Here is a 25,952-nt window from a genome sequence, read left to right as displayed (position 1 = left end):
GCGATCGGGTAGGAATTATCGCGAGGCTATCTGCAAGGTCTTGGACGATCGTGCGGGGGACCTGCTGCACTAACGCATGTTGGATCCAGGTCAGGCCGGCATCCGCCTGAATATCGACACGCCTTAAGCGCTGGCGCGATCGAGCGCTGCGATGTCGTCGGCGGAAAGCTTGAGCGATGCGGCGCGGATCAGGCTTTCCATCTGTGCGGGCGTCGTGGCGCTGGCAATCGGCGCGGTGATGCCCGGCCGCGCCATGATCCAGGCGAGCGCCACTTCGGCCTGCTTGGCCGAATGGCGCCCGGCCGCGGCATCGAGCGCGGAGAGAATGCGCATGCCGCGTTCGTTGAGATACTTGGCCACGTCTTCGCCACGCTCGCTCCGGCCAAGGTCGGCCTTGCTGCGGTATTTCCCGCTGAGGAACCCCTTGGCCAGGCCGAAATAGGTGATGACGCCGAGGCTTTCCGCCTTGCACAGGTCGAGCAGCGGGCCGTCCAGCGAAGAGCGATCGTACAGATTGTATTCGGGCTGCAGAACCTCGTAACGCGGCAGGCCCCGCAGGCTGGCGACATCCAGGGCCGCGCGCAATTGCCCCGCATCGAGATTGGAGCAGCCCGGATAGCGGATCTTGCCCTTCTCGAGCAGGCGCTGATAGGCGCCGAGCGTTTCCTCGTAAGGCGTGGCCGGGTCCGGCCAGTGCGACAGATAGAGGTCGATGACGTCGGTCTGCAGCCGCTTAAGCGATTGGTCGACCGCCTTTTCGATATAGGCTGCGGAGAGGTCCCGCCTGCCCTGTCCCATGTCGGAGCCGACCTTGGTGATGACGACGATGCTGTCCCGGTTGCCGCGGCTCTTCATCCAGTTGCCGATGATGGTTTCGGATTCGCCGCCTTTGTTGCCCGGCGCCCAGCGCGAATAGGCGTCCGCCGTGTCGACTGCGTTGAAGCCGGCCTCGGCAAAGCGGTCGAGCAGGTCGAACGAGGTCTTCTCGTCGGCGGTCCAGCCGAAGACGTTGCCTCCAAGGACCAGCGGCGCGATGGAAAGGTCGGTGCGACCGAGACGGCGTTTCTGCAAGACTGATCTCCGTGATGCTGGGAAAGGCCTGGGTGCCCAGAGGATGGATTGCGGCTAAGCTAGGTCGTGCCTTGCCCAGGTCAAAGGCATGGTTTTGCTTTTTGATCGGGCCAGATCTTCACGAAGGCGCGACCTGCCGCCCCACCTCTTCCAGCCAGTGGTCGCGGATGCCGAGCGCCCTCAGATGCTCCACCGTGCTCAGGACATAGTCTTCGTTCCTGCCCGATTGGCCCACGGCGCCGCGCACGACTTTTGCCGCATGGTCGGCGTCGAGCCCGCCGGCATATTGCTCATGCGCGCGGTCGACGATGTAGGCGACCGCTTCGACCGTTCCGCCTTGTCCCGCCCCATCCAGCCGGACATCGAGAGTGCGTTCGAGATAGACGCTGGTCACCAGCTCGCGCTCGCGCAGATAGGAAAGCACTTCGTCTCGCAAATCGCCGGGCACGCGGAAGGCGAGCCCGACGCAGGAGCCGCCGCGGTCGAGGCCGAGCACCAGGCCCGGCCGCTCACGCGTACCGCGATGGACGAAGGAATAGACGCAGAGCGACCGGCGGAAGCCGTAAAGACGGGCGCGCCGCGTCTCGACATGTGCGAAACCGGGCCGCCAGATCAGCGACCCGTAGCCAAAAACCCAAAAATCGCCCATATCGCCAAGCCTGATTGCATTCGAGTGACGACACCACACCGGTAAGGTGCTTCTTCTGTCCCCGCTTGTCGTGCGCAAGAACAACCACCCGCTCGCCGCATGAGGGGTTAACGAGAGCCGCAGCATGACGTCAAGTGACGAGCGATCGCGCAAACCTCGCCGCCGGCTGTTCTGGCTTGCGGCGTTCATCTTGGTGCTGTTCGCGCTCTACAGCGGCGGATGGTTCTATCTCGCCGGCAAGGTCAAGACCGAGGCCGAGCGGGCCGTGGCCGAGCTTGGAGGCAAGGGCATCAAGGCCGACTGCGCCAATCTCACGGTCAGCGGTTATCCACTGGACTTCACGGTCGCCTGCGACAGCCTGGCCTATCAGGACGATGCCAGGAATGTAGCGGCCTCGACCGGCGATATGAACGTCGTCGCTCGCATCACCCAGCCTCTGTCGCCCGTGGCGAACCTGCGCGGACCGTTGCGGACTGTGGCGCCGGGCATGCCGCCGCTTTGGCTCGACTGGGACAAGCTGCACGCCACGGTCAAGCTGTCATGGCCGCTTCCGCGCCGCATTTCGCTTCAGGCGGAAGGCTTGTCTGGACAGACCGATCCGGCCGACGACACCGATCCCGTGCAGCTGTTCAGCGCCGGCCAGGCGGCCGGCCAGCTGCAGCCGAACGGCCAGGACCTCGTCTATACCGGCAGCTTTGGCGACCTGAAGATCGACGCGGAAGCTGTCGGCGGACGCGTGCTGCCGGAACTCGACGGCGCCGGCGAAGCGACAGTGAAGAACGGCGTCGCGCTGATTAAGGCGCCGCCGAAAAGCCTGCGCGGCCAGTCGGTCGACATCGCAAGCCTCGACGTGTCATCGGGCACGGCGCGCGTAACCGTATCCGGGCCGATCTCGATCGACGCCGACGGCCTGATCGATGCAAATCTGTCGATCAAGCTAAAGGACCCAAAGGCCGTAGCGGCGATCCTCGCCGGCGCCATTCCCGAGCACAAGAGCGAGATCGAGCAGGGTTTTGCCGGCATTGCCATGCTCGGCAACCAACCGTCCATGCCGCTCAAGATCGTGAAGGGTAAAGCTTCGCTTGGCTTCATCCCGCTCGGCAAGATCAAGCCGGTCGATTGAAACTGCGATGGCCGGACCGATCAAACTGCTCAGCGTCGGCGCGTTCACCCTCGACACGATCCTGCGTCTCGAGACGCTGCCCGCGCATCAGGGCAAGTTCATCGCCAGCGACGGTGTCCAGATCGCCTCCGGCATGGCGACGAGTGCGGCGTGCGCCGCGCATCGCCTCGGCGCCGATGTGTCGCTTTGGGCGAGCGCGGGAGACGATGCGGTCGGCGACCGGCTGATCGCCGAGATCGAGGCGGAAGGCGTCGATTGCAGCCTGGTCCGCCGCGTCGCCGGCGCGCGCTCGGCGCTGGCCGCGATCCTAGTGGATGCCCATGGCGAGCGCATCATCGTGCCCTTCTATGACAGCAGGGCGCAAGCCGATCCCGACACGCTGCCGCTTGCCGAACTTTCCGCCTTCGACGCCGTGCTGGTGGACGTCCGCTGGCCGGGCGCCGCTGCACTTGCCTTGGCGGCCACGCGGGACGCCGGCCGTCCGGCGATCCTCGACGCCGACACCGCGCCGGTCGACGTGCTCGAGCGGCTTTTGCCGTTGGCCTCGCACATCGTCGCCTCGGAGCCGGCGGCGCGGATCGTCTGCGGCCATGCGCTCGATCCGGAAAGCGCATGCGCCGATCTCGCCTCGCGCACCGACGCCTTCGTCGCGGTGACGGGCGGCGCTGCCGGAACCTGGTGGCATGATCGGGGAACCGGTCGCGTCCGGCATGTCGAGGCGCCGAAGGTCAAGGCGGTCGACACGCTCGCCGCCGGCGACGTCTTCCACGGCGCCTTCGCCGTCGGCCTTGCCGAAGCCATGCCGCCCGAGCAGGCGCTGCGCTTTGCCAGCGCCGCCGCCGCGCTTAAATGCCTGCGCTTCGGCGGCCGGCTCGGCGCTCCGGACAGAGCCGAGACAATGGCCATGATGGCGGCGCACTGGCCCGCATCGGGACAGATCGAGCAGAAGGCCTAGGGCTTGGCCCCCGGGTGCTCCACGGCCTGACGGCCGAAATCCGGCACATCGATATCCTGGCCGGCCTCAATGATCGAGCGGCGGATGGCGCGCGTGCGGGTGAACAGGTCGAACAGCTTCTCGCCGTCGCCCCAGCGGATCGCTCGCTGCAACGAGGCCAGATCCTCCGAGAAGCGCGCCAGCATTTCCAGGATCGCGTCCTTGTTGTGCAGGCACACGTCCCGCCACATGGTCGGGTCGGAAGCGGCCAGTCGGGTAAAGTCGCGAAAACCGGAAGCGGAGTATTTGATGACTTCCGTCTTGGTCACCGATTCCAGGTCGTCGGCGGTGCCGACGATGTTGTAGGCGATGATATGCGGCAGATGCGAGACGATGGCCAAGGTCATGTCGTGATGCTGCGGGTCCATCGTGTCGATGTTGGAGCCGCAGCGCCGCCAGAATTCGGAGAGCTTTTCCAGCGCCTCCGGATCCGTGCCCGGCAGCGGCGTGAAGATGCACCAGCGGTTGTCGAAGAGATCGGCGAAGCCGGCATCCGGCCCGGACTTTTCCGTGCCCGCCAGCGGGTGCCCGGGGATGAAATGCACACCGACGGGCACATGCGGCTGCATTTGCGCGATCACCGAAGCTTTGGTTGAGCCGACATCGGTGAGGATCGCGCCTTTCTTCAGCGCCGGCGCGATCTCGGCCGCGACCTCGCCGGACGAGCCGACCGGAACCGAGACGATGACGAGATCCGCGTCGCGCACCGCGTCTTCGGCCTCGGTCGTGTAGGAATCGCCGAGACCCAGTTCCTCGGCGCGCTTGAGCGTCGATTGGCTGCGCGTCGCGACAGCGATGTGGCGCGCCAGGCCTTCCCGGCGGATGACGCGGGCCAGCGACGAACCGATCAGGCCGATGCCGACCAGCGCTATTCTTCCGAACATCGGTGCTGTCATGGTGCTTCAGCTTTTCAGAAATGTCTTGAGCGCCTCGACGACGCCGCGATTGGCCTCCTCGATGCCGATGCTCATGCGCAGCGCGTTGGGAAAGCCGTAGCCGGTGACGCGCCGCAGGATGTAGCCGCGCGCGCTGAGATAGTCGTCCGCGGCCGCTGCCGAATGCTTTTTGTTGTCGGGGAAGTGGATCAGCAGGAAATTGCCGACGCTGGGCGTCACGCGCAGCCCGAGCCCGGTCAGCTCCTCGCTGACCCAGGCAAGCCACTTCTCGTTATGCGCCACGCTGCGCTCGACATGGGCGCGGTCGCGGATGGCCGCGATGCCGGCCTCGATCGCGGTTGCATTGACGTTGAAGGGCCCGCGCACCCGGTTGATGGCATCGACGATATGCGCCGGTCCGTACATCCAGCCGATGCGTGCGCCGCCGAGGCCGAGCTTGGAGAAGGTGCGGGTCATGACCACGTTCTCGGAGCTCCCGGCCAGCTCGATGCCGGCTTCATAGTCGTTGCGCCGCACATATTCGGCATAGGCCGCGTCGAGCACTAGGAGCACGCTCTTGGGCAGTCCGGCATGCAGCCGGCGCACCTCCTGGAACGGCACATAAGTGCCGGTCGGATTGTTGGGGTTGGCGAGGAACACGATCCGCGTCGCCGGCGTCACCGCGGCGAGGATTGCGTCGATGTCGGCGCTCTCGTCCGTCTCCTTGACCGCCACCGGCTTGGCGCCGGCGGCTTGGATATAGATCTTGTAAACCATGAAGGCGTGTTCGGTGAACACGGCCTCGTCTCCCGGCGCGAGATAGGTCTGCGCCAGCAGCCCCAGGATCTCGTCGGAGCCATTGGAGCAGACGATGTTTGCCGGATTGAGGCCGTGCACATCGGCGATCGCCTCGCGCAGCCGGCGGGCGGAGCCGTCGGGATAAACGTCCAATTTGGCAGCCACCTCCCGGGCGGCCTCGATCGCCTTCGGCGAGGGCCCGAGCGGATTCTCATTGGACGACAGCTTGTAGACCTTCGTCACGCCGGCCGGCGCGGTACTTTTTCCCGGCACATAGGCCTCGATGTCCATGATGCCCGCGCGGGGCGTCGGACGTGGCTGATCCTGCTTCATGTCACAAATCCGTCGAGAGGCCCTGGTTCGAGGCCGCAGCGGAAATACAGGCGGTGGCCCCGAATGTCGAGGGGCCGGCGCGCTCGCGCGTAGGCAGACCGTTGACGAAGCGCGGCGCTGGCCCTAGAAGAACAGCCGGATCTCCCGTGGTGATTTGGCCGGTCGGCTTGCAGCCACGTTAAACAATTCGCTAAAGGGCCGTTTGCAACCTGTAACCGGCTTTGCGAAGGCAGGCCGGTTTTTGTTGTCCGTTGCCGGCCGGACGCCGTATCGCGAGATCGATGCGACTGGATGGGGAATGCAATGGCCGCTCAGCGCGCTCCAAGGACCAACCACGAGGCCGACCAACCGTCGAGCCCGGTGTTGCAGTTCGGTCCCGACAAGCCGCTAAAACTCGATGCGGGCACCGTGCTGTCGCCGTTCCAGGTCGCTTACCAGACCTACGGCGCCCTCAACGACGCCCGCTCCAACGCCATCCTCGTCTGCCACGCGCTGACCGGCGACCAGCATGTCGCCAGCACCAACCCGGTGACCGGCAAGCCGGGCTGGTGGGAGGTGCTGATCGGCCCCGGCAGGATCATCGACACCAGCCGCTTTTTTGTCATTTGCGCCAACGTCATCGGCGGCTGCCTCGGCTCCACCGGCCCGGCCTCGACCGATCCGGCGACAGGCAGGCCCTATGGGCTCGACCTGCCGATCATCACCATCCGCGACATGGTGCGGGCGCAGCTGATGCTGGTCGATCATTTCGGCATCGAGAAGCTGTTCTGCGTGCTCGGCGGCTCGATGGGCGGCATGCAGGTGCTGCAATGGGCCGCAAGCTACCCGGAACGCGTCTTCTCCGCGTTGCCAATCGCCACCGGCGCCCGCCATTCCTCGCAGAACATCGCCTTCCACGAGGTCGGGCGGCAGGCCGTCATGGCCGATCCGGACTGGCACGGCGGCAAATATCTCGATTTCGGCAGGCGGCCGGAAAAGGGCCTCGCCGTGGCGCGCATGGCCGCGCACATCACTTACCTCTCGGAAGCAGCGCTGCACCGCAAGTTCGGCCGCAACCTGCAGGATCGCGAGGCGCTGACCTTCGGCTTCGACGCCGATTTCCAGATCGAAAGCTATCTGCGCCATCAAGGCATGACCTTCGTCGACCGCTTCGACGCCAACTCCTACCTCTATCTCACCCGCGCTATGGACTATTTCGACCTCGCCGCCGACCACGGCGGACGGCTGGCCGATGCCTTCGCGGGCACTAAGACACGCTTCTGTCTCGTGTCGTTCACAAGCGACTGGCTGTTTCCGACCGAGGAAAGCCGCTCGATCGTGCATGCATTGAACGCCGCCGGCGCGTCCGTCTCCTTCGTCGAGATCGAGACCGACCGCGGCCACGACGCTTTCCTGCTCGACGAACCGGAATTGTTCGCGGCCATCAACGGCTTCATAGGCTCGGCGGCGCGCGCAAGGGGGCTCAGCCTATGAGTGGCGCGCGATCTCTGTGTCCTGGCCGCATTTCTGAGGCGCCGAGATTCCGACTGGCTGGAAATGCTCAAAGGCCGGAGGTGTGCCCATGAGCGTCAATCGCGCCCAGCGTGTCGACCTCGAAGTCGTCACCGATCTCATCCCGCCGCATTCGCGCGTGCTCGATGTCGGCTCGGGCGACGGCGTGCTTCTGGAGGTTCTGCAGGCGACCAAGCAGGTCGATGGCCGCGGCCTGGAGCTGTCGCAGCGCGGCGTCAACGAATGCGTGGCGCGCGGCCTTTCCGTCGTCCAGGGCGATGCCGACAAGGACCTCGAATTCTACCCCGACAAAGGTTTTGATTTCGTCGTCCTGTCGCAAACGCTGCAGGCGACCCGCAACCCGAAACTTGTGCTCGACGAGCTGCTTCGGATCGGCAACCGCGCGATCGTCTCCTTCCCCAATTTCGGCCATTGGCGCGTGCGCTTCTCGCTGCTGATCAAGGGCAGGATGCCGGTCACCAAGGACCTGCCCTATTCCTGGTACGACACGCCGAACATCCACTTCTGCACCATTCGCGACTTCGTCAATCTGTGCGAAGAGCTCGGCGCGACGGTCGAGAAGGCGACCGCGCTCGACGCCAACGGCCAGAAGATCGGCCTGTCGATGCCCTGGTGGTTCTGGAACTTCTTCGGCCAGCAGGCGGTGTTCTTGCTGAAACGATGATCTCGCTCGATCTCTTTCGACGCCGGCCGGCCGGGGTTCAAATCCCGTCGGAAATTCTGTCGGAGATAAGCACAGGGATTCTTGTGTGCACTTCGCCGCGTACCGGCAGCAATCATCTTGCAGGACTGATGGCTTCCGCCGGGCTGGGCAATCCACTGGAGTGGTTTGGCGGGCGCCGGCTGCTCGAACAGCCAGGCTATCCGCGCGATGCCAGAGGGCAGCTTCTGAGGGCGCTGACGGAAGGACGGTCCTCTTCCGGAATCTACGCGATCAAGCTTTTTGCGAGTCAATTCGCTCAAGTTGCCAAGAAGGTGAACCTCCCCGCCAGTCTTCCCAACCTTCACTATGTGCGCCTGACGCGCAGCGATTTGCTGGGTCAGGCGATCTCATGGGCGCGTGCGCGCCAAACCCGCAGATTCCGCTCTAGCGAGGTCAATCGCGCGTCCCCACGCTATGACGGCGAGGCTATCGCCGAATCGCTCGAAAAGATTCTGATGGAAAATCTGGCCTGGGACGGGTGGTTCGCGAAAAACGGGCTGTCCTTTCTTGCGCTAACTTACGAGCAGGTCCAGCAAAACCCGAGAGGAAGCCTCGAGAAAATTGCCCAGTTGGCCGGGGTCGAGCCTGTCTGGGGAACGAATCTCGGATCAGGTCTCGAAATCCAGCGCGACGGGACCAATGACGAATGGAGAAAACGTTTCCTGTCTGAATTTGCCGACCCGTCGAGCTTCCCGCACAGAAAAAAGCGCGGGTTCCTGAAGATCTAGAAAGAATCATGCGATTGAAGCGCAAACTTGCAAATAGAATGGCACCGAGAATCGTTTGACGGCATACCCGCAGGGCTATAGCGACTGTACCGGCAAAACTGGTGGTGATTATCTATGGCTGAACACCCGATCTATTCGATCGTCATGGAGATGGAGAACGCCAAATCCATCGACTGGAACGAGATCGGCCTGGGGCTGAAGTCACTGGCGCGCGAAATCGCGGCTGTTTCCGCTACGGGTTTTGCAAGGCCAAAAGTTGTCGTGTCGCATGGCGGGCCCGATTCGGACGGCAGCTTGCTGCAAGCGAGCATTGAAGCTGAAGCGCCTGAATTGATGCAGGTTGCCGACCTGACGATCACATCTTGCCCCGACGGTCGGTATTACGAACTCAAGAACAACGGCGTGCTTTTGACCGAAGGAGACATCGTCGTTTTCCTGGATTCGGACACGGTCCCTCAGCCACGTTGGCTTTCAAATCTGCTGCAGCCGTTTCAACAGCCGCAAACCGTCTGCGTGAACGGCCATACCTATCTGTCCTACGACGACTTCTTCTCGAGAACCTTCGCCTTGATCTGGTTCTTCCCGATGGCCCGTGGAGATGAAAGATTCGCCTCGAAGCGGGCGATCAATGCCAACAATGTCGCCTTCCGGCGCCATTGGATCGTCAGCCACCCTTTCCCGGCACATAACGGCTTCAAGGTGTCCTGCACGCTGCTGATGCACCAGCTTCGGCGCGAGGGCCACAAGATCGTCAACGTTGATGCGCGCGTCTACCACTACTCTCCGCGCGGCTGGCGGTTCTTCTATTGGCGCGCGTTGGTGACCGGCAGGGACGCCGACCGCAAGTTCGTCGCGCTTCATGCCCCCAGTCGCAGCCAGCGGATCGTCAAGTCGTTCAGTCGCTGGTGGACCATGTCGTGGCGCACGACGCGACGCGTGCTCAGCCACGCGCCGCAAACGGGTATGCCTCTTTGGCAGATCCCGTTTTCACTGGTGGTAGGCCTGGCTTTTTATACCCTGGCATTTCTTGGTCATTTCAGCCTCGCTGCCGGTCTCGTAAGCGACGAAATCGAAACCGTGCCTGACTATGTCGGGCATAGTTGAAGGATAAACCGCCGCGAAGTGTTGCTTTCAAACCGCATAACTTTGAGGAAACACGCTCTGAACTTGACCCCGATGCGACACCTCAGGTGACATAGGCGGCTCTTTTCTGTAGCGTTTGCCGAATCCATCCGGGGGCGGACATGGAGGCAGGTTGTGCGAGTATCTTACGGTCATCGTTTATCTGCCCATAACGAAAGTTAGATGCCGACTGCCTCCGACCCAGCTCCGCTGATCACCGTGATCACGCCGACGCACAACCGGCGAAGCCAGGTCGTGCGCGCGGTGGAAAGTGTTCTTGCCCAGACACTTACCCGCTTCGAGCACATTGTTGTCGACGACGGTTCGACCGACGGAACGGCCTTGGCGCTGGCCGAGATTCGCGATCCCAGACTGATCTATGTCGGCGCGAAATGGCGCGGCGCCAATGCCGCGCGCAACGCGGGCATCGAGCGCGCGCGGGCGCCGATCGTGGCCTTTCTTGATTCGGACGATGTCTATCTGCCGGACCGCCTCGACCGGACGCTGTCGCACTTCGACAGGAACCCCTCGCTCGAAGTGCTGATCAGTTCCTTCATCTCGGTCAAGGGCGGCCGCAGCACCAAATGCATCAATCGTCAGGCCTTGCTCGACAAGAGCAGGCTGCAGCGCGCCCTGGTCTCGCAGACGATCTTCATCGCTGGCTCGGCGATCACCGCCCGGCACGAATCGCTGCTTGCGATCGGCGGCTTTGACAGCGATATCACGCGCATGCAGGACCGCGAATTGCTGCTGCGTTTTGCCAACCGCAGCGGCGCCTTGCTGTCGGATGATATCGACTGGAAGAAATACAATTCGGAAAATTCGATCTCCGGCCGGCGCGACGGCTATGTCGAGGCCTACGCCAACCTGATCGGCAAACATCCTTATATTGCCGACCGCTATCCCGACGTGCCGCCCTATATGATCGCGCGGCAGATCATCGCCGACATATTGAAGGGGAGGCTGCCACAGGCCTTTTCGGGCTATCTCGCCAATCGGTCGTCAAAGGCGCTCGGCTACTCGCCGACCGAACTGCTGCGCGGCTATGTCGTCGGCCGGCGCTGGCGCCGCGATTGCTATGACGAGTTCCGCGCCAAATACGGCGCCAGAGCGGCCTGAGGCACAGCGCGGCGCTCTGGCCGAAACAGTGCAAATTGGGACCTCACCGATCCAGCTCCGGAAAATACGGATCGGAAAACCGCTGCCGCAGCCGTTCGCCAAGCAGGCAGTCGGTCGGCGCCTCCGCGTCGACGCGGATGCTTCCGGCGTCGCCGATCCCGCTCACCTCCTGGATCAGCTTGCGGCGGATAGCCGTCGAGAATTCCGACACCGCATAGATCGGCAACACGAACGAACCGGGGCCGCCGGTGACGCAATCGGCATAGTAGCGGTCGAGACGAATGACGCTCGGCGACGGACTGATCAGGATCGGCAGGCCGTTGACCACGATGCCTTTGGCCAAAGCCGCATCACGGATCATCGCGACGGGCAGCCCGGCATTGTTGGGCCCGTCCCCCGATATGTCGATGACCCGGCGCGGCGCCGAGTAGCTGTTTTTCTCCAGAAGTCCGGCGCCGAATCCGAGAGCGCCTGAAATCGACGTGCCGCGAAAGCTCCGGAACGGACGACCCGCGATGGTGTCGGCGAAGGCGTTGGCGCTCTCCGCGCCGTCGATCACTTGCCAGCCGATCACGCCGTCGTCGCGCACGACGCCCGCCCATTCGAAATAGGCGAGCGCGATGCGGCCCCTCGGGCCCGAGCGCGCGGCGCTGATGAAGTCGGGATGGCGCAGCGCCTCGACATAGCCGGCGCGCTGCAGGGCGAACTCTTCTTCGTCCATCGATTGCGAGATGTCGACGGCCAGCACGAGTTCCACATCGACGGCAGTGCCTCCGATGGCAGGCATTGGCGCTGCCTCGGCGCAGGCAAGGCATGCAAGCAGACTGAACAGCTTGAGCATGGCAGGCTCCACCACGCCGGGATTCCCGGCGATCGCGGCGAAATAAAGCTATTTCTTGGCGCGCGCGGCAACAGGCGGGGGTTCGATCGCCCCGGCGCGGAGACGGGCCGGCTTCAGCGCCGATCCGCTGCTGTCCTTGACGATGGTGAGCGCGCGCGGGAAGAACTGGTTGTTGTGCAGACCGCGCCCGATATTGAGGATAGCGGCGTGCGGCAGTCTGGCCTGCAGCATCGCCAGCACGCGCCGAAGCGTGGCGCCGTCGAACGTATCCAGCGCTTCGTCGATGATCACCCATTTCGGCTTCCTCAGCGCCAGCCGGGCGAAGGCGAGTAGCCGCTGCTCATCGTCGGCCAGCTCATGCTCCCAGCGCGCCGAGCGGTCGAGCTGGAACGAGAGGCGCTCGAGGCCGACTTCACCGAGCACGGCGGAAATCTCGTCGTCGTCGATCTTGGTGCCTTCGGCATGGTTGAGCACGTCGCGCAGCGTGCCGAGCGGGAAATAGGGGGTGCGCGGCACGAAGAACGGTGTCTCTCCGGCCGGCATGCCAATGCGGCCGCCGCCCCATGGCCAGAGGCCGGCGATCGCGCGGAAGAACAGCGTCTTGCCGGCGCGCGGATCGCCGGTGATCATGACGCGCTCGCCGGCCTTTATCTCGACCTCCGTCTCCGCAAGCCTGGTGCAGCCGTCGGGCGAGGCGACTTCGAGCTTGTCGAATGTCAGTGTGCCATTTGCGTTTTCGCCGAACGCGATGCGCTTTTCCTTGGCATGCAGGATGTCCGTTTCGCCGAGCGCGATGCGAAAGTCGGCAACGCGCATCAGCGTTGCCCGCCAATCGGCGATGGCGCCGATGTTGTTGATGAACCAGCGCAGCGAGGAATTCACCTGGTTGAAGGCGCCGACGGCCATCATCAAACCGCCGAAGCTGATGTCGCCCGCGAAATAGACCGGTGCGGCGACCAGAATCGGCGCCACCACGGTGATCCAGCCATAGGCGTCGGTAACCCAGGACAGGTTGATCTGGGCGCTGTAGATGCGCCGCATGGCGTCGAGCACGCCGCCGAGGTCGAGCTCGAGCTGCCGCCTGGCGTCCGCCTCGCCATGGGCGAGCGCGATGGCGTCGACATTCTCGTTGACGCGGACCACGGAGGAGCGCAGCACGGCCTCGCGCGTGTAGCGATCGCTGTTGAAGCGGATCAGCGGCCGGCCTACCAGCCAGCTCAGCCAGGAGGCGATGCCGGCATAAAGGATCGCCGCCCAGACCATGTAGCCCGGTATTTCCAGCGAATGGCCGCCGACATGGAAGACGAAGCCGGAAGAGAGCTCCCACAGCACGCCGATGAAGGATACAAGCAGGATGAAGGATTGCAGCAGGCCGACGCCAAGATCGGTCGACAGGTCGGAGAGATGCCCCGCGTCCTGCTGCATGCGCTGATCGGGATTGACGCCGATCGCACCCGCATGGGTGAGCCGGAACGCACGCGCCGGCCGCATCCATTCATCGATCAGGTCGAGCGTCAGCGCCTCGCGCAACTTCAGCCGGATCGTCTGGTTGAGCCAGGTCTGGCCGACATTGAGCACCAGGAGGCTGCCGGCAATTGCGGCAAATACCATCAGCTGATGCAGGAAGCCCGGCAGGTCGCGCCGCGCCAGGGCATCATAGAAAGGCTGGTTCCAGCGATTGAGCAGCACTTGCCCGATCGAGGTCGCGACGATGACGCCGACAATGCCGATCGAGGCCCACAGGAGCCGCCTGCGCACCGGCGATGCCTTCAGCGCCAGCCTGATCGCCGCCAGCTGGTCTGAGAGGCGGCTCGTCTCGACTGAGAACGCGGCCTGTTCGATACTGGGCGTGTGGTCCATATGCGAGATCCCTGCTGCCAGGAACGGTCATTGGCGGCGATGCCGCACCCCGAACCCGCCTCTGAGATAGGGTGACGATTGCCGTATGACGCAAGGCTTGGCCCCGATCACGAACGCGTCATCCGCCCGCCCGCGGCACCGGGTCGTCGGCCCGACGTCCGAGCGTCGTTGCGCCCTGCGGCGAGAACACCGGCACGAAGACGCGGCGCGACGCGCGCTGCGCGACAGGCACGCCCTGGTAGAGCCGCTTCTGCGCCTCGACGACGATGACCCCGGAAAAGATCGGCCAGAGCCGCCGGCCGGCTCGCTCCAGCACGTTGTGGAACTGCATCATGGAGCGCCGCGGCGATGGCGGGAAGAACAGCGCGTCTGACCATGCGGCCGGCGTGAAATTGGCCTCGCGTAGCAATTCGGTGAGCTGGCCGCGCGAGAACGGCCGGCCGTTGCCGAAGGGCGTGTGCTCGAAACGCGCCCAGACGCCGCGCCGGTTGGGCACGACGATGACGACCCTGCCCGCCGGCGACAGCACGCGCCAGATCTCGTTCAGCGTCTCGCGCGGATTTTCGACATGTTCGAGCGAGTGGACGAGCAGCATGCGGTCGATGCAGGAATCGACCAGCGGCAGCTCCTCGTCGAAGACCAGCGCCGTCGCCGTCGGCCCCGTCGCCGGCCAGACCACCGCCCCTTGCGTCGCCGGCATGAAGGCAAAGACGCGCTCGGCATCGGCGCCGAACCGCTCCAGCCACGGCAGCGTGTAGCCGAGACCGACTAGGCGCTCGTTCGGAACGGGCGCCCATATCGACGACAGCGACATGGTGATCGCGCGCTCGGCGAGGCGCCCGAGCGTGGTCGAATAGAAGGACCGGAGATCGACGATATCGGAATGCATGCGCCGGACGGTAGCCGCGATATCCGGCGAGTTCAACAAAGGCGGATGACATCCGCGGCCGGGCGCCCTATGTCTGCGGCCATAACGGAGAGCGACGAGATGCCGGTCGAAATCGAACAGTTCATGTGCCGTACCGACAATTTCGGCGTTCTGGTGCATGACGCCAGAAGCGGGCAGACGGCGATCATCGACGCCCCGGAAGAAGCGCCGATCCTGGCTGCGATCAAGCGCACCGGCTGGACCCCGACGATGATCCTGACCACGCATCATCATGGCGACCATGTCGAGGCCAATCTGGCCCTGAAGGAGCGCTTCAAGCTCACCATCGTCGGACCGGAAGCGGAACAGGCGAAGATCCCCGGCATCGACGAGACGGTCAGCCAGGGTTCCGTCATCCGCCTCGGCGAGGAAAAGATCGAGGTCATCGAGACGCCCGGCCATACCGCCGGCCATGTCTCTTACCATTTGCCGGCCTCGAAAGTGGCCTTCACCGCCGACACGCTGTTTGCGCTGGGCTGCGGTCGGCTCTTCGAATGCAAGCCGCCGGTTATGCACGATTCGCTGAAGAAACTTGCCGCCCTTCCGGCCGAGACCGTCATCTATTGCGGCCACGAATACACATTGGCCAACGCGCGCTTCGCCCTGACCGTCGACCCCAGCAATTCAGCATTGAAAGAGCGCGCCGCCAGGATCGAGAAGCTGCGCGCCGACAATAAGCCGACCCTGCCGACGACGATCGGCGAGGAACTGTCGACCAATCCGTTCCTGCGCTGGCACGACCCGGCGATCCGCAGACATCTCGGCATGGAGAGGGCGAGCGATACGGACGTGTTCGCCGAGATCCGCAAGCGCAAGGATAACTTCTGAGCGCTCCTTTATGACCAGCGCCGCCGAAATCATCGCCGCGCTCGGCCTCGAGCCGCACCCCGAGGGCGGCTGGTATGCCGAGACGTTTCGCGACGCGGAGGGTGGCACGCGCGGCCATTCGACCGCGATCTATTTCCTTTTGGAGCAAGGCCAGCGTTCGGCCTGGCACCGGGTCAGGGACGCGGCCGAGGTCTGGCATTTCTATGCCGGCGCGTCGCTGGCTCTCGCCACGCACGAAGAAGGCTCCGGCACCGTCGTCGAACATCTATTGGGCGCGGCACTTTCCGCCGGCGAGCGGCCGCAGATCGTGGTCCCGGCCGGCTGTTGGCAGTCGGCGCGCAGCCTCGGCGGATGGACGCTGGTCGGCTGCACGGTGGCACCGGGCTTCGATTTCGCCGCCTTCGAGCTGGCCGAGCCGGACTGGCAGCCGAAAACAGCCTAGGCCAGCAGGAAACCAAGCGTGATCGCCAACTGGGCCGCATAATAGAGCACCCAGACCGCGTAGCGCATCCAGACGCGATGCGGCGAGCTCGCGGCCAGCAGGAAGCGCTCTGCCGCCAGCAGCCCGTCCGATATGATGAACAGCACGGCTCCGGCGATGACCCAGGGATGAAAGGTCGTGAGCGCCGAAACACCCATGGCGAGGATCGCCCCGGCATAGACGGCGACCGGAACGCGCAGGGCAGCTCCGACGCGCCGCCAAAGCGCGGCCAGCATCGTGATAACGAAAACCGCCAGCGCCAGCGCAATGGCGCCGCGCCAGGACTCGGCGGTGAGCAGGCCGATTCCGCCACCGGCGTTCAGGAACAAGGCGACATATGCGACATGTGCGGCAAGAAAGCTCGCCAGCCCTGCAAGAAAGGCTTTTTCACCGTCTTGGGAGAGGAACGCGTCGCCGGCGGCGCTGAGCGCCAGCGCTGCGACGAGCAGCGGCGGACTGCCCTGCATGACGGCGAGCGCCGCCAACAAGGCCACGGCCAGCGTCTTGGCGGCGGAACGGGCGAGGCGTGGCGGCAGCTCGAGCGCAAGGACGTAAATCGCGGCGGCGGCGATCGAGAACAAAAGCGTCGCATTGGGATTGGCGTCGATGCCGCCCGGAAACGGCATCATGCGCGCGCTCCGCCGGTCGCCGGCTTGCGCAGCCCCGAGGCTTTGGTGAGCAGTGCAAACAGCGCCCACAGGGCGTCCGCCGAGAAACCGATCAGTGTTGCGCGCCCCATGCCCCATCCCCGGCGGCGCGCCGTGGCGCCTAACTATTCGGCTGCTTCGAACCGTCTTGCGCTGATGGTCAGCGGGCCGATCTGGGTCCCGACCGTGGCGCGGATCGGCGCATATACGCCGGATTGGCCGACGGGTGCAAATGTCACCATCATGCGGCTTTTGTTCTTCAGGAAGTCCAGCGCCTTGCGGCCCTTGCGATAGCCCGCCACCGGCTCGAAGCCCATCTTGCAGGTCACGGTGTCGCCCTTGTAGCCCGGCACCGAGATCGAGCCTTTCGAGGCATAGGTCAGCGACAGGTTGGCGCGCATCTCGCCATCGTAGAATTTGACGGTCCGCCCGCAGACCTTGTCCAGGCTGTCGGCATGGACGACGGTCGCGGCCATCGGATCGACCACCGATTTCAGGTCGCCGGAGCCGACCGGCACCCAATTCTTGGGATCGCGCTTGCCGGGCTCCGGAACGACCTTCGTCGAGGAGACGTCGCCATCGGCGAAGCGTATGTCGACCACCGATGCCTTCTTGCCGGAAGTATAGTCGGCCCGGAAGGCCCGCGGCCGCATCTGCTGGCCCGAAATCGTACCCTTCGACGAGATCGTGCCTTTCGTATCGTCGAACAGCTTGGCGATGCCGGCGGCCGAGACGGTGCCATTGATGGCATAGGTGTCGCCGTCGTAACGGCTGGAAAACGTTGCCCTGGCGACCGAAAGGCCCAGGAACGACACGGTGTATTCGCCCTTGAAGGACTGCGGCGAGGCAGCAGCGAAGGCGGTTGTAGGCACAGCGACGGCGAGCAGCGCGGCAAGGGCTTGGGAGGGGCGAAGCATGGCGGCGGCAGGTCCTTGATACTGGCGGAAACGCAACGGTTCCAGCCTGGCAATCCCTTCGCGCAGGGCTTATACGACGAATTCCGGCCTTTATATGGAGCGAGCTTGGCCGCCGCGTAGGTGCCGGAGCTTGACGTGGTGGCGAAATGCAACTATGGAACGCCAACTTTTCCAAAGGCCGCCTGACCGAGACCGCGCGCCGCCTGGCGCGGGCAGAATGGTTTGGCAGGTTTAGAACTGAAGGTTAGACAAGATGTCCCGCACCTGCGAGCTCACTGCCAAGGCAGTCCAGACCGGCCACAATGTGAGCCATGCCAACAACAAGACCAAGCGTCGCTTCCTGCCCAACCTGGTCAATGTGACGCTGATTTCCGAAGTGCTGAACCAGAACGTTCGCCTGCGCATTTCGGCCAACGCGCTGCGTTCGGTCGAGCATCGCGGCGGCCTCGACGCGTTCCTGGCCAAGGCCGACGCCAAGGAGCTGTCGCAGCGCGCTCGCCTGCTGAAGAAGCAGATCGCGAAAAAGCTCGCCGAGCAGTCGGCCGCCTAAAGCTCTCTTTTCATGCGGGGGACGACCGCCTCGAGCACCGGCTCCAAACTGGTGCTCGGACAGTGAGCGCCGTCATGACGCTCGGCTGGTTCCATTACCCAGGATAAAAAAATGAACTTCCTTTCACGATACCTGCCTTTCGTGGCCGCCATGGCGCTTGTCGTCGTGGCGTCCAACATCCTTGTCCAGTTCCCGATGCAGGGCCAGATCGGCGGCCTGTCGCTGGCCGACCTGCTCACCTGGGGCGCCTTCACCTATCCTTTCTCCTTCCTGGTCACCGATCTTGCCAATCGTCGCTACGGCCCCGCTGTGGCGCGCAAAGTGGTCTTCGTCGGCTTCATGACGGCGGTCGTCTGCTCGATCCTCGTTCCGCCCTTCCTGTTCCGCCACGGTCTGATCGCGTTCGAGACCGCCGCTGACCGGCTGGTGCGAATCGCGGCCGCGTCCGGCGCCGCCTTCCTCGCCGCACAACTGCTCGACGTGACCGTGTTCAATCGTCTGCGCCGGCAAAGCTGGTGGCGCGCGCCGATCGTCGGCACGCTGGTCGGCTCTGTCTTCGACACGGTGGTGTTCTTCGGCGTCGGCTTCTCCGCCGCCTTCGCCTTTGTCGGGCCGAACGACGGCTTCGCGCTGGAGACGGCACCGCTGATGGGCGTGATGCCTGTCGAAACCATGCGCTGGGTGTCCTGGGCGCTTGGCGATCTCTCGGTCAAACTGATCATCGCGGTGGTGGCACTGATCCCCTACCGGCTGCTTGCCGCCCGCTGGAGCCAGCCGGCCATCGCCTGACCCTTGAAGCGGCCCTTCGCGGCTTTACGCTTTGTTACGGCCATTGGTGCAGGATCGCCAAAATGATCCAGGACATTGCCATCAGCATGACCATCCAGGGCACCGGTTGGAAACATGACCTTCTGCTTGCGCTCTGCGCGACGCTGCTCGTGCTGGGGCTCAATGCGATCTCCGGCTTCCCAACGATCGCGGACCTTGGCGCCGACAATGACAGCATGCTGAGGCTGGTCGAAGTTCGCGACCTCTTGGCTGGACAGGGCTGGTTCGATCTTCATCAATACAGGATGGGCCTGACCGGCGGCTTCGTCATGCACTGGTCGCGGCTGGTCGACACCCCGATCGCGCTGATCATCTTCACCTTCCAGGCCCTGGGCGCCAGCACGGCTGCCGCTGAAAAGGCAGCGCAGATCATCTGGCCGCTTTCCCTATATGGGCTCACCATATTCGTCATCCTGCGCGCCTCCCGGCGTCTCGCCGGTACGGACGTGGCGATGCCTGCGCTGGTCCTGTCCACTGCGGCGCTGTTCTTTATCGGCATCTTCCACCCTGGCACGCTTGACCACCACAACGTCCAGCTCCTGCTCACGGCAGCCAGTCTCTGGCTTATGACTGAGGCTCCCTTCCGGCGGTCAGCCGCTCTTCTGTCCGGCCTGTGCGCAGGCCTCACCCTTGCCGTCGGCATGGAGACGGCGCCTTATGTGGCCGCACTTGGCGCCTGCGCCGCCGTGCTCTTCATCTTCGATGAAAGGGAACGCCAGACCGCGCGCGGCTTCGGCATCGGATTTGCCGCGATAGCTTTGGTGGTTCTCGTTGCCACCATACCGCCGTCGGCCTGGGGCGTGGCCGAGTGCGACGCCTTCTCGGCTTTCCAGTTCGTCATCGCGGCGCTGTCGGGCTTTGGACTGGCGGCGATTGCGGGTCTACCCGGACAGTCGACGGCTAAGAGGCGGTTCCTCTCAATGTCCGCGTTGGCCGTTGCAATTGAGGCCGTTGCGCTCCTGTTCTTCCCGCAATGCCTGGCATCGCCCTATGCCGGCATGGATGAGCGCATTCGCACCTATTGGCTGAACGACGTCGTTGAGGCGCAGCCCTTCCTCAGCGTGGCCGTCAACGAGCCGAAGCTGATGGCGGCGCGTTATGTGACGCCCTTCATCGCAATCCTGTTGATTGGCCTTCAGCTGCGCAGCCGCCGCCTGCGCCGCGAGGAAGCCCTTACCGCCGTGCTGCTGATCGTCGCTTTCGCCGTCAGCCTATGGCAGGTGCGCGGCTCGACCTTCTCGGTTGCCTTCGCGGTGCTGCCGCTCTCGACCTGGATCGCCGGGGTTCGCCTGCAGGCAACCGCCGCGCAGTCGTGGCGCGTCTCCACCCGCATCGCGGCGGCATGGCTGGTGTCGCTCAATGCGACCTGGGCCGGCGTCGCCGTCGCCGCGCAGTCCGTGGTCCAAAAGGCACCCGCAAAGATCAATTCCGATGCCGATCATGCGCTGACCTGCGGCAAGGCCTCGGACTTCAGCGACCTGGCCGGCATGCCGGCAACGGCGGTGCTTGCGTCCTCCAATCTCGGCTCCCCCATCCTGATGTTTACCGGCCATAGGGCGTTGGCCGGCCCCTATCATCGCAATGTCGGCGGCAATCTCGCCATGCTCGACGCCTTCATGGGAACGCCGGATGCCGCCCGCGCCATCATTGAGCGCGAGCATGTCGGGCTGGTCGCCATATGCCGCGGCAATTCGGAAGAGCTTTCGCTCGCCGCCCAAGCTCCCAAGGGCCTGGCCGCGAGGCTGCTGAAGCGGGACGTTCCCGATTGGCTGGAACTGGACGACGCGACGGCGAGCAAGCCGGTCGAGATCTATAAAGTCCGCTGAGGTGGGCAACTTCGGGACAAATGCGCAGCGGATTTCCGTTGCGAATTGAACGAAACCAAGCGCCGCTCAGTCCTGGTGCAGGATGAATTCCAGGTAGAGGTTCCGCTGCAGGATCGATTGATTGTCGTCCGACACCAGCGACACCATCAGCGCGCCGTCGTCGCGGGTCCAGACGTCGAGCCCTTCCATATTGTCGATCTGATAACCCATATCGGCGTCGATCAGCACCGGGCCGTCGGCGACCGCGCCCTTCTCGATGCTCTCGCCATAGATACGCCTCAGCCGCATCTTCACCCCGCGCGCCATCGAGAAGCTGCGTTCGAGTAGCAGCAGGTCGCCATCGGGCAGGAAGGCGCCGTCGGTGATGTCGAAATTGCCGTTGCGCTTGACGGTGAAGACGCCCTTCCTCGGTCCTTCGATGATGGCGGCATAGATGTTGCCGGCCTTGTCGAGGCTCTTTTCCGACACCACGACCAGGCCGCCCTCGTGCTGGCCGTAAGGGTTGGCGTGTGTGACCGTCTCGAAGCCGCGGTTCTGGCGCAGCTCCCGCGCCGGGACCAGATAGTCGAGCGTCTTGAACGGCGCCTTCATATTGTCCGGCTCGACCTTGAACTGGACGACGCGCTGGTCGCGCTCGAAACCGACGGTGGCGATACCGTCCTTGACCGCGAGGCCTTCGGCGTCGACCTCCCATTTCTTCTCGATCGGCTGGCCCGAGGCGTCGACCATCTGCTGCATGCGGAAATTCGACACGCCCGACGGGCGCTTGTCGGCATCGTGGGTGATGGTGCCGAAGAACCACAAGCCGGTATCGGTGACGCTGATGAAATCGCTGCCTGATTTGAGGAAGCGGAAAGCCGAAAGTGCGCCGAAATCGCGCGACGGCGAGGTCATCTCCAGCCCGCCGACGAACTCGAGCGACCCGAACTGTTTCCGGTCGCGGCCGATATGGAACTCGGTGATCGGCCGCGCTGAAACTTCGATCGCCTCGACCACAGCGCCTCCCTCGGCGAAGACCGGAGAGGCGGCCGAACAGGCCAGCGCGCAAACAAAAGCCGTCCGCCGGAATCCGCCCCGCGAAAGGATCATCCGGCGCGCCTCAAACCACCGCGCCGCGTGTCGCGCGCGCTCTCCTCGCCGAACAGCGATGCCAATTGCTCCGTCATGGCGCCGGCCAGCTCTTCGGCATCGACGATGGTGACGGCGCGGCGATAGTAGCGCGTGACATCGTGGCCGATGCCGATGGCTAAAAGCTCCACCGGCGAGCGCGTCTCGATGAGATCGATCACCGCGCGCAAATGGCGCTCCAGATAGTTGCCGGGGTTGACCGAGAGCGTGGAATCGTCGACCGGCGCGCCGTCCGAGATCATCATCAGGATCTTGCGCTGTTCCGGCCGGCCGATCAGCCGGTTGTGCGCCCAAAGCAGCGCCTCGCCGTCGATGTTTTCCTTGAGCAGACCCTCGCGCATCATCAGGCCGAGATTGCGGCGCGCGCGCCGCCACGGATGGTCGGCGGACTTGTAGATGATGTGGCGCAGATCGTTGAGCCGGCCCGGATTCGACGGCTTGCCGTCCTTCAGCCACTTCTCGCGTGCCTGCCCACCTTTCCACGCACGTGTGGTGAAGCCGAGGATTTCCACCGAAACCCCGCAGCGCTCCAGAGTGCGCGCCAGGATGTCGGCGCAAGTCGCGGCAACCGTAATCGGCCGCCCGCGCATCGAGCCCGAATTGTCGAGCACCAGCGACACCACCGTGTCGCGGAACTTGGTGTCGCGCTCCTGCTTGAAGGACAGCGGCTGCATCGGATCGATAACGACGCGCACCAGCCTGGATGGATCGAGATAGCCCTCCTCCAGGTCGAAATCCCAGGAACGGTTCTGCTGCGCCATCAGGCGGCGCTGCAGCCGGTTTGCCAGGCGGCCGACGACGCCAGAGAGATTGGCGAGCTGCTTGTCGAGGAAGGCGCGGAGCCGGTCGAGCTCCTCTTCCTCGCAAAGGTCCTCGGCCCCGACCGTCTCGTCGAAGGCGGTGGTGAAGACCTTGTAGTCGATTTCCTTAGGCAGGTTGAGGAAGGGATTTTCGTTGCGGCGCGCCTCGCCTGGCGTCTCGGCGTCGGAATCATCCTCGTCGGAAAGATCGTCCGATGTGGCGTCGGTCGCCTCCGTTTCGGCCGACTCTTCCTCGTCGGCCGAAGCCTCCGCGTCCTCGGACTGCGACTGTTCGGAGCCGGAATCGTCCTCGCCGCCTTCCTCGCTCTGCTCCTCGCCCTGCTGCTCGTTTTCCTCGTTGTCCTCCGAGTCTTCCGTCTCCTGGTCGTCGCCGAGTTCCTCGGCCATCTCCATGGAGACGAGCATGTCGCGCACGATGCGGGCGAAGGCTTGCTGGTCATCGAGCCTGGACGACAGGCCGTCGAGGTCGTTGCTGGCCTTTTCCTCGACCCAGGGCCGCCACAGATCGACCAGTCGCTCGCCGCTCTTCGGCACGGTGCGGCCGGTGAGCTTTTCGCGCACCATCAGCGCCACCGCCTCCTCGAGCGGGGCGTCGGCCTTGTCCTTGACGTCGACCAGGTTTGCCCTGGCGTATTTGTCCTCGAGCATCGAGCCGATATTGTCGGCCACGCCCTGCATGGCGCGGCTGCCGATCGCCTCGACGCGGGCCTGCTCGACGGCATCGAAAATAGCCCGCGCGAGCTTGCCTTCCGGCGCCAGCTTGCTGTGGATGCGCTGATCGTGGCAGGCGCGCTTCAGCGCCATGGAATCGCCGATGCCGCGGGTGATCGCGATGTCGGTCCGGGAAGCCTTTTTCGGCAGTTCGGGCAGGCGGGCGCGGTTGCCGGCCAGCGCCGGCCGGTCCTTGGCGAAGCCGACCTCGAGATCCTTGTCGCCGGCGACGGCGCGCATGCAGACGGTGACGGCGCGCTTGAAGCTGTCCGCTTCAGACCCGTTCTTCGGCTTGTTGCGCGTGTTGTCGCCCGGACCCGCCATCGATCATTCCTTGCGCGTTGTGGTCCGAAAGGCCAAGCCTTCCGGCACGCGCCTTACCCCAGCACCACGTTGGCGGCGCTCTCCGGCAGATCCTCGCCGAAGGCGCGCTGGTAGAATTCGGCGACCACCGAACGCTCCAGCTCGTCGCATTTGTTGAGGAAGGTGAGCCGGAACGCCATGCCGATGTCGCCGAAGATCTCGGCGTTCTCGGCCCAGGTGATGACCGTGCGCGGGCTCATCACCGTCGACAGGTCGCCATTGATGAAGGCCGAGCGCGTCATGTCGGCGACGCGCACCATCTTGTTGACGATCTCTTTGCCCTTGCTGTCGCGATAGTGCTTGGCCTTGGCCAGCACGATCGACACCTCGTTGTCGTGCGGCAGGTAGTTGAGCGTTGTGACGATCGACCAGCGGTCCATCTGCGCCTGGTTGATCTGCTGCGTGCCGTGATAGAGCCCGGTGGTGTCGCCGAGACCCACCGTGTTGGCGGTGGCGAACAGCCGGAAGGCCGGATGCGGGCGTATGACGCGGCTCTGGTCGAGCAGCGTCAGCCGGCCCGACGATTCCAGCACGCGCTGGATGACGAACATCACGTCCGGGCGTCCGGCATCGTACTCGTCGAAGCAGAGCGCGACGTTGTGCTGATAGGCCCAGGGCAGGATGCCGTCGCGAAATTCCGTGACCTGCAGGCCTTCCTTGACGACGATGGCGTCCTTGCCGACGAGATCGATGCGGCTGACATGGCTGTCGAGATTGACGCGCACGCAGGGCCAGTTCAGGCGCGCGGCGACCTGCTCGATATGGGTGGACTTGCCGGTGCCGTGATAGCCCGACACCATGACGCGGCGGTTGTAGGCGAAGCCGGCGAGGATCGCCAAGGTCGTTGCCTTGTCGAACAGATAGTCCGGGTCGATGTCGGGCACGTGCTCGGTCGCCGCCGAATAGGCCGGAACCACCATCTTGGAGTCGAAGCCGAATTTCTCCTTCACCGGCACCGTCGTATCGGGCAGGTTGGCGATGTCGCGATCGACCTTGTTCATCTCTATCAACGTCTCCACGGGCGAAACGCCGCGTTTCGCCGGCAATCGATTTTGTTCGGGGGCGGTCTTAGAGCCTTTTCCAACCTTATGAAAGTTGGAAAACGACATGGACCGTAGGGTCGCTCAGCACAATCCTGCTTGCTTGAGCACGCGATAGGCCTGCAGCACATCGCGGAACCGGTCTTCCGAACCTCTGTCGCCGCCATTCGCATCCGGATGGTGGCGCTTCACGAGTTCCTTATAGCGCGCCTTGATATCCTTGCCAGTCGCCTTTGTATCAAGGCCAAGCGTTTCCAGCGCCTTGGCCTCAAGCGGCTTTGCCTTGCGCTCGCGCACTTCGCGCGTTCCGCCGCCGAACAGATTGAAGGGATCGCGCATGCGGTTGTAGTAGCCTGCACGCCCGGAGCGCTGCTGCGCGAAGTCGGGTGCCGAACGCATGCCGCCGCCATTGGCGCCCATGCGCCAGGTCGGCCGGTGTCCGGTCAGCGCCTCTTTCTGGAAGCGGGCGATCTCGCTGTCCGACACGCCCGAGAAGTAGTTGAAGCTCTTGTTGTATTCGCGCACATGCTCAAAGCAGAAGCGGAAATACTCGCCCTCCTTCAGGCGCCCGACCGGCGCGCGATGCGTACCGGCCTCGCTGCAACCGTCCCACTGGCAGATCGGCGCGCGCGACTTCAGCTCCGCGTCCTTTTCCGGCCGGATGCGAATCTTCTCGAAATATTTGGGATACGGTTTCATCCTCACCCATTTATGGGCTGTTCGCTACCGCGAAACAAGAATTGACATTTCGCCGATGATCGCCCTAACCGCTGAATCGCGGCCTAAAGCGGTCGAAAGCACAGATTTTGCGGCGGTACCGCAGATGTGGTGAAGGGAAGCCCCGATGTCCATACAGTCGACGATGGAAAACAAGCTGAAGGCGGCATTTTCGCCGGAAAGGCTCACCGTCATCAACGAAAGCCATCTTCACGCCGGCCATCACCACGTCGAGCACGGCCACGAGGCCGTCTTCGACGGCACCGGCGAGACCCATTTCCGCGTCCGTATCGTCTCGCAGAATTTTGCCGGGATGAACCGCATCGAGCGCCACCGCGCCGTCAATCGCCTCCTTGCCGACGAATTGAAGGCCGGCGTGCACGCGCTGGCGATTGAGCCTGCAGCACCTGGTGAGAAGACACGCTGGTAAGCTCGGCGG

Annotated in this window: 26 protein-coding genes and 1 riboswitch; of the genes, 13 read left to right on the top strand and 13 right to left on the bottom strand. The window is 64.2% G+C overall.

The features are described from left to right. Positions 1-123: 123 nt before the first annotated feature. The gene (locus tag EJ078_RS18140; RefSeq protein WP_127215629.1) at positions 124-1,071 is read right to left on the bottom strand and encodes an aldo/keto reductase; all 948 of its coding nucleotides are present in this window, start codon (positions 1,069-1,071) and stop codon (positions 124-126) included. A 118-nt stretch (positions 1,072-1,189) separates the two neighbouring features. Next, positions 1,190-1,720, bottom strand: coding sequence for a gamma-glutamylcyclotransferase (locus EJ078_RS18135; RefSeq protein WP_066990269.1), 531 nt, complete (start codon positions 1,718-1,720; stop codon positions 1,190-1,192). Positions 1,721-1,844: 124 nt separating this feature from the next. Here EJ078_RS18135 and EJ078_RS18130 point away from each other — a divergent pair, with 124 nt between their 5' ends. Together EJ078_RS18130 and EJ078_RS18125 are read left to right on the top strand one after the other, a co-directional pair. After that, on the top strand, positions 1,845-2,843 hold the full coding sequence (locus EJ078_RS18130; RefSeq protein WP_067319146.1) for a DUF2125 domain-containing protein: 999 nt from the start codon (positions 1,845-1,847) through the stop codon (positions 2,841-2,843). A gap of 7 nt (positions 2,844-2,850) precedes the next feature. Further along, positions 2,851-3,798: a sugar kinase gene (locus tag EJ078_RS18125; protein WP_127247124.1), complete on the top strand. Its 948-nt coding sequence runs from the start codon at positions 2,851-2,853 to the stop codon at positions 3,796-3,798. Here EJ078_RS18125 and EJ078_RS18120 read toward each other — a convergent pair. Both EJ078_RS18120 and hisC read right to left on the bottom strand, forming a co-directional pair. Beyond that, positions 3,795-4,733, bottom strand: a complete 939-nt coding sequence (locus tag EJ078_RS18120) for a prephenate/arogenate dehydrogenase family protein (protein ID WP_176477584.1) — start codon at positions 4,731-4,733, stop codon at positions 3,795-3,797. The genes EJ078_RS18125 and EJ078_RS18120 overlap by 4 nt on opposite strands. 6 nt (positions 4,734-4,739) lie before the next feature. After that, the gene (gene hisC / locus EJ078_RS18115; RefSeq protein ID WP_127217326.1) at positions 4,740-5,843 is read right to left on the bottom strand and encodes a histidinol-phosphate transaminase; all 1,104 of its coding nucleotides are present in this window, start codon (positions 5,841-5,843) and stop codon (positions 4,740-4,742) included. 136 nt (positions 5,844-5,979) lie between these two features. Then, a riboswitch (SAM riboswitch) is annotated at positions 5,980-6,057 on the top strand. A gap of 89 nt (positions 6,058-6,146) precedes the next feature. Between hisC and EJ078_RS18110 the strand changes: the two genes are divergently transcribed. The 5 genes from EJ078_RS18110 (at position 6,147) to EJ078_RS18090 (ending at position 11,027) form a co-directional block, all read left to right on the top strand. Next, positions 6,147-7,316, top strand: coding sequence for a homoserine O-acetyltransferase (locus tag EJ078_RS18110; protein WP_127217325.1), 1,170 nt, complete (start codon positions 6,147-6,149; stop codon positions 7,314-7,316). Between the two features lie 88 nt (positions 7,317-7,404). Then, on the top strand, positions 7,405-8,019 hold the full coding sequence (gene metW / locus EJ078_RS18105; protein WP_066990286.1) for a methionine biosynthesis protein MetW: 615 nt from the start codon (positions 7,405-7,407) through the stop codon (positions 8,017-8,019). Continuing rightward, on the top strand, positions 7,968-8,786 hold the full coding sequence (locus tag EJ078_RS18100) for a Stf0 family sulfotransferase (RefSeq protein ID WP_127216630.1): 819 nt from the start codon (positions 7,968-7,970) through the stop codon (positions 8,784-8,786). The genes metW and EJ078_RS18100 overlap by 52 nt, the downstream gene beginning before the upstream one ends. A 114-nt stretch (positions 8,787-8,900) precedes the next feature. Then, a complete protein-coding gene (locus EJ078_RS18095; protein ID WP_127216631.1) occupies positions 8,901-9,890 on the top strand; it encodes a glycosyltransferase in 990 nt (329 codons plus the stop codon). A gap of 201 nt (positions 9,891-10,091) precedes the next feature. Beyond that, entirely contained in the window at positions 10,092-11,027 is a 936-nt protein-coding gene (locus EJ078_RS18090; protein ID WP_127216632.1) for a glycosyltransferase family A protein, read from the top strand. A gap of 43 nt (positions 11,028-11,070) precedes the next feature. Here EJ078_RS18090 and EJ078_RS18085 read toward each other — a convergent pair whose 3' ends face one another. The 3 genes from EJ078_RS18085 to EJ078_RS18075 all read right to left on the bottom strand — a co-directional run bounded on the left by EJ078_RS18085 (position 11,071) and on the right by EJ078_RS18075 (position 14,617). Continuing rightward, the gene (locus EJ078_RS18085) at positions 11,071-11,868 is read right to left on the bottom strand and encodes a DUF1194 domain-containing protein (RefSeq protein WP_127216633.1); all 798 of its coding nucleotides are present in this window, start codon (positions 11,866-11,868) and stop codon (positions 11,071-11,073) included. A 48-nt stretch (positions 11,869-11,916) separates the two neighbouring features. After that, positions 11,917-13,728, bottom strand: coding sequence for an ABC transporter ATP-binding protein/permease (locus EJ078_RS18080; protein ID WP_095823993.1), 1,812 nt, complete (start codon positions 13,726-13,728; stop codon positions 11,917-11,919). 118 nt (positions 13,729-13,846) lie between these two features. Beyond that, a complete protein-coding gene (locus EJ078_RS18075) occupies positions 13,847-14,617 on the bottom strand; it encodes a methyltransferase domain-containing protein (protein ID WP_095824183.1) in 771 nt (256 codons plus the stop codon). Positions 14,618-14,716: 99 nt separating this feature from the next. Here EJ078_RS18075 and gloB point away from each other — a divergent pair, with 99 nt between their 5' ends. Continuing rightward, entirely contained in the window at positions 14,717-15,484 is a 768-nt protein-coding gene (gloB, locus tag EJ078_RS18070; protein ID WP_095799983.1) for a hydroxyacylglutathione hydrolase, read from the top strand. A 10-nt stretch (positions 15,485-15,494) separates the two neighbouring features. After that, the gene (locus EJ078_RS18065) at positions 15,495-15,926 is read left to right on the top strand and encodes a cupin domain-containing protein (RefSeq protein ID WP_127324085.1); all 432 of its coding nucleotides are present in this window, start codon (positions 15,495-15,497) and stop codon (positions 15,924-15,926) included. On the opposite strand, the gene EJ078_RS18060 is transcribed toward EJ078_RS18065, so the two are convergent. Both EJ078_RS18060 and EJ078_RS18055 read right to left on the bottom strand, forming a co-directional pair. Beyond that, entirely contained in the window at positions 15,923-16,594 is a 672-nt protein-coding gene (locus EJ078_RS18060) for a lysoplasmalogenase (RefSeq protein ID WP_095799884.1), read from the bottom strand. The genes EJ078_RS18065 and EJ078_RS18060 overlap by 4 nt on opposite strands. A gap of 143 nt (positions 16,595-16,737) precedes the next feature. Continuing rightward, on the bottom strand, positions 16,738-17,529 hold the full coding sequence (locus tag EJ078_RS18055) for a DUF3108 domain-containing protein (protein WP_067319170.1): 792 nt from the start codon (positions 17,527-17,529) through the stop codon (positions 16,738-16,740). A gap of 253 nt (positions 17,530-17,782) precedes the next feature. Here EJ078_RS18055 and rpmB point away from each other — a divergent pair, with 253 nt between their 5' ends. The 3 genes from rpmB to EJ078_RS18040 all read left to right on the top strand — a co-directional run bounded on the left by rpmB (position 17,783) and on the right by EJ078_RS18040 (position 20,733). Continuing rightward, positions 17,783-18,079 carry a 50S ribosomal protein L28 gene (gene rpmB, locus EJ078_RS18050; protein WP_066990317.1) on the top strand — a complete coding sequence of 99 codons (297 nt, stop codon included), beginning with the start codon at positions 17,783-17,785 and terminating at the stop codon, positions 18,077-18,079. 111 nt (positions 18,080-18,190) lie between these two features. Then, positions 18,191-18,868, top strand: coding sequence for a queuosine precursor transporter (locus EJ078_RS18045; RefSeq protein ID WP_095782450.1), 678 nt, complete (start codon positions 18,191-18,193; stop codon positions 18,866-18,868). Between the two features lie 62 nt (positions 18,869-18,930). After that, positions 18,931-20,733: a glycosyltransferase family 39 protein gene (locus tag EJ078_RS18040; protein WP_208720762.1), complete on the top strand. Its 1,803-nt coding sequence runs from the start codon at positions 18,931-18,933 to the stop codon at positions 20,731-20,733. A 66-nt stretch (positions 20,734-20,799) separates the two neighbouring features. Here the strand turns inward: EJ078_RS18040 and EJ078_RS18035 are convergent, their stop codons facing one another. The 4 genes from EJ078_RS18035 to EJ078_RS18020 all read right to left on the bottom strand — a co-directional run bounded on the left by EJ078_RS18035 (position 20,800) and on the right by EJ078_RS18020 (position 25,495). Next, entirely contained in the window at positions 20,800-21,822 is a 1,023-nt protein-coding gene (locus tag EJ078_RS18035) for an esterase-like activity of phytase family protein (RefSeq protein WP_127404120.1), read from the bottom strand. After that, entirely contained in the window at positions 21,819-23,717 is a 1,899-nt protein-coding gene (gene cobT / locus EJ078_RS18030) for a cobaltochelatase subunit CobT (RefSeq protein ID WP_127217081.1), read from the bottom strand. The genes EJ078_RS18035 and cobT overlap by 4 nt, the downstream gene beginning before the upstream one ends. Before the next feature lie 53 nt (positions 23,718-23,770). Beyond that, positions 23,771-24,757, bottom strand: coding sequence for a cobaltochelatase subunit CobS (gene cobS, locus EJ078_RS18025; protein ID WP_066990333.1), 987 nt, complete (start codon positions 24,755-24,757; stop codon positions 23,771-23,773). A gap of 123 nt (positions 24,758-24,880) precedes the next feature. Continuing rightward, complete coding sequence (locus EJ078_RS18020; RefSeq protein ID WP_066990335.1) at positions 24,881-25,495, bottom strand: J domain-containing protein; 615 nt, start codon at positions 25,493-25,495, stop codon at positions 24,881-24,883. A gap of 145 nt (positions 25,496-25,640) precedes the next feature. On the opposite strand from EJ078_RS18020, the gene EJ078_RS18015 reads away from it, so the two are divergent. After that, a complete protein-coding gene (locus EJ078_RS18015) occupies positions 25,641-25,943 on the top strand; it encodes a BolA family protein (RefSeq protein ID WP_067319180.1) in 303 nt (100 codons plus the stop codon). The last annotated feature ends 9 nt before the right edge of the window (positions 25,944-25,952 follow it).

Source organism: Mesorhizobium sp. M1A.F.Ca.IN.022.06.1.1 (genome assembly GCF_003952605.1).
Taxonomy (GTDB): domain Bacteria; phylum Pseudomonadota; class Alphaproteobacteria; order Rhizobiales; family Rhizobiaceae; genus Mesorhizobium.
This window is presented reverse-complemented; position numbering and strand designations above follow the sequence as displayed.